Origin of the sequence: Rhizobium sp. TBD182 (assembly GCF_001950375.1) — a bacterium.
Taxonomy (GTDB): Bacteria; Pseudomonadota; Alphaproteobacteria; order Rhizobiales; family Rhizobiaceae; genus Agrobacterium; species Agrobacterium tumefaciens.
In genome coordinates this window covers 1-3273 of record NZ_BDLN01000015.1, presented here as the reverse complement: position 1 = coordinate 3273, position 3273 = coordinate 1, and the positions used below count along the sequence as shown (strand labels likewise).

Sequence of the window (3273 nt, the reverse complement as noted above, 5' to 3'; positions counted from 1 at the left end):
TTCAAGAAGGCTCCCGAATTTTACGCGTAAATAAAACGCGCAAGTCAACAGCCAGATGCGGCGAGGTTGCGTGCAGCCTCGCCGATTTTTGTCATATGAGCCAAGGACCCCGAACCTGGCGGGACCGTGTATTTCTGCGCAGAGGCCTTTTCAGGATATACGCCTTCACTCAGGTCGTTCGCGTTGTCGCCTCAAGTGCCTGAAAGCTGTCCTCCCGCTGCGCGAGTGTCCCCATATGCGGTTTATTACCCCGGCGTTACTGTGGGCCATCAGGCTTCGGGCTGGACAATTTGCAAATGCCGGATGGCTTAAAGTGACTTGTCTCTTTGATCCAAGCCGTCGGCAAATGGTGCAGATTGTGGCGCCTATTTTGCGTTCCCAAGGCGTCGGGCCAGCCATGCCCCCCAAAACAGGCTTGCGAAAAACCGAAGCGGCTCGTTGAAACCCGCGCCGGCCAGCAATGAAACGACCTCGTCTTCCGATCGGGGTGGCTCTGCACCCTGCAGAATCTTGCCCATTTTGTCCTGCACCTCTTCAGGGCCGGCGCCATTCATACGCCAGCGTGCTGCCCAGGCTGCCATGAGCAGGGGCTGCGACGCATACGCCCGATAATTCCCCGCGACAATCAGGGGCGCATCAGGATGCAGCCGCATTGCAATCTGCGCCAGAACATCCTGCTTTGCGGCGTTCCCCGGCAAATGGTGCAGCACGCCGATCATGATTGCAGCGTCAAAAGATGGAGCTCTATCCAGATCGGAGACGGCTCCGAGAACCGTCTCCACCCGGTCAGACACTTCGGCCCTGACCAGATGTTCGCGTGCAAGGTCAAGCATCGGTGCTGAAGGATCGACGGCGACAAAGGACCATTGCGGTTCCAGCCGAGCGGCGGCGATGATTTCGCCGGCCGTACCGCCGGCCCCGACAACCATAACCCGTGCTGCGTTTCCTTCGCCCAGAGCTGCCGACAGCATGCAGGCGGAAAGCTCGTGGCAGGCATCATATCCGGCCAGCGCTATCCGGCTCTGTCGTGCGTATTCCCCTGCGCGGGAGGTGTCGAATTTGGCTGCAGAATCCTGTGTCATGCTGTCTCTTGTCTGTTTCGACGTGCTTCGTTCAGGAAGGATACAAAATTTACGATCAGGAAAGGGATAAAAGACATGACTGAAAGTTCGGATACGGGCCGAAAACATGATCGGCTGACGGCTTTCCTGAAAGCCTTTCATCTTGGCGCATCGCGTTGCGATTGTGCTGAAGCAGCGAACCTCCTCATCATCAATACCCATGGCGCAGGTGAGCCGACCCATCTGCTTTATCGCGCCAGATCCACGGCGTCGCTGCCGGATGGCGCAGCTATATGCGCTGGCGCCACAGTGGATTTTGGTGGTAGCGCCAATCCGTTGGTCGGTGCACTGCCCGACGAATTGTGCCTTTCACTGGCCAACGAACCGGAATTGCGCGGCTTGTGTGAACTCATGGTGGCCGAAGTCGAGGTCGCCCGCTGTGGTGGCACCACCATCGAGGCGCGGCTATGCGAGATCATCGTCGTGCTTGCGATCCGCAAGGCGATAGCGATCGGGACGGTCGATGCGGGATTACTGGCGGGTCTGGCGCATCCCGCACTGCATCCCAGCCTTGTGGCCATGCATGACAATCCGGCGCGAAATTGGCGAATTGCGGACCTTGCCGCCATAGCGGATATGTCGCGCGGACAATTCATTTCCACCTTCACGCAAACCGTTGCCCAGTCGCCTATCGCCTACCTCAATGGCTGGCGCCTGGCGCTTGGTCGAGCCAAACTGTGCGCCGGACGAAGTGTCAAATCGGCCGCCGCCGGGGTCGGCTTCGGCAGCGCCGCCGCATTTTCCCGCGCCTATTCCCGCAAGTTCGGCTCGCCGCCGGTCCAGAGCAAACCCCGACCATGAGGCAGAGGATGTCAATCCCAACATGACTTCGGGTCTTTCGGCCGTTGATGCCACCTTGTCTGCTGGTAGGCGTTTCAGCGGGAATGTGCCAGCAGCGTCTCAACCATTCCCTGTATGTCCCGTGATGCCCTGCTCGAAATTCAAAGCCATTTCCGCGACTACTGCGCGGCATGGGTCTTGGCGGTCACATCAACACCGAGCGAGAAGCGGTCGTTGGCTTGGAGCCTTGGCATCAGGGGGCGGCCATTTATCCAATGTCTAAACGCATCAATATTTCATCGTGGAATACGTCGCCAACCTTGAGAGCGTCCACTTCCAACGCCCAGCGTTTGAAGCCCGCAGATTCATACAGTTTGATAGCTGGCTCGTTTTTCGCTTCCACACGAAGCCGAACTGACTTTGCCGATGATCCAGCCTCTGCCACTGCGGCGTCGAGTAGACGGCGTCCTAAGCCATCTCCCCGCGCAACGGGACTCACATACATTCCCCAGATCGAGGCAATGTGTTGGGTCTTCTGCCCTTTGGAGCGCAATATGCCTATAGTTCCGACGATCGTCCCCTCTTCGGATATGCCGGCTATGACATGTCCGCTTTCAAGCCTTTCGGCGATACGGGATTCAGGCTGGTCGCTCTCCTCCTCCCAAGAAGCTCCAAACGCCTGAGGATGCTCGAAAAGTGCCTGAAGGCGGATCTTCTTGAACGTCGCCGCGTCACTTGCACTGAGGCGACGTAGAACGAATTTTCCCACAATTAGCTCCAATTCAAATGTGGCAAAACCATACACGTTGTCTTCAAAGTGAGAAGTTACGTGCCGTGCGACATCTGACGACCTCCGAACAAGGGTTAGTGCCGTAGCCATGAGATTACCAATCAATGGCGGCTTATCAACAGTAGTCACAAGATTTAAGAATAGTCGAATGCTGGAATGAGTTCCGCAAAGCGCCAATAGGAGACATTGCAGTGGCATGATAATTGTTTAGCGTCAGCGGCTGCTGAGGGCGTGTGTAACGAAAAAACGAGACGCCAATGAGTGAATTCGGGAACGACGGGGCCGAATTGGTCCCCCAAGACGATGGAGCGGCTACGCATCTGCTTGGGATGGAAGTGCCAAGCATTGCTTTGCAGGCTACGGATGGGACCACCGTGGACCTGGGCAGTCCCGGCCTATCTGTAGTCTACGCTTATCCTCGGACAAGCCCGCCCGGAGGCAAAGCTATTGACGGGTGGGATGCAATTCCTGGCGCGAGAGGATGCACACCGCAATCCTGCGCGTTCCGGGTAAGCCCACGGTGAAGGCCGTCTTGCGATGACGGCCTGCTGACTGCCAGTCCTAGTGGTAACACCAGGAGTA

At 57.3% G+C, this 3273-nt stretch carries 3 protein-coding genes and 1 pseudogene; 2 read left to right on the top strand and 2 right to left on the bottom strand.

Going from position 1 to position 3273, the window contains the following annotated elements:
• Positions 1-365: 365 nt before the first annotated feature.
• Positions 366-1082, bottom strand: coding sequence for a class I SAM-dependent methyltransferase (locus T18_RS25240; RefSeq protein ID WP_038496771.1), 717 nt, complete (start codon positions 1080-1082; stop codon positions 366-368).
• Positions 1083-1157: 75 nt separating this feature from the next.
• Here T18_RS25240 and T18_RS25235 point away from each other — a divergent pair, with 75 nt between their 5' ends.
• Positions 1158-1922, top strand: coding sequence for a helix-turn-helix domain-containing protein (locus tag T18_RS25235; RefSeq protein WP_038496774.1), 765 nt, complete (start codon positions 1158-1160; stop codon positions 1920-1922).
• Positions 1923-2169: 247 nt separating this feature from the next.
• On the opposite strand, the gene T18_RS25230 is transcribed toward T18_RS25235, so the two are convergent.
• Entirely contained in the window at positions 2170-2781 is a 612-nt protein-coding gene (locus T18_RS25230) for a GNAT family N-acetyltransferase (protein ID WP_158319864.1), read from the bottom strand.
• 167 nt (positions 2782-2948) lie between these two features.
• On the opposite strand from T18_RS25230, the pseudogene T18_RS28120 reads away from it, so the two are divergent.
• Positions 2949-3200: pseudogene (locus T18_RS28120) on the top strand (peroxiredoxin); the annotation flags it as partial.
• Positions 3201-3273: the final 73 nt, after the last annotated feature.

Coding starts and splice junctions, on each gene's coding strand:
- T18_RS25240 (WP_038496771.1), bottom strand. CDS start 1,082: ATGACACAGGATTCTGCAGCCAAATTCGACACCTCCCGCGCAGGGGAA.
- T18_RS25235 (WP_038496774.1), top strand. CDS start 1,158: ATGACTGAAAGTTCGGATACGGGCCGAAAACATGATCGGCTGACGGCT.
- T18_RS25230 (WP_158319864.1), bottom strand. CDS start 2,781: ATGGCTACGGCACTAACCCTTGTTCGGAGGTCGTCAGATGTCGCACGG.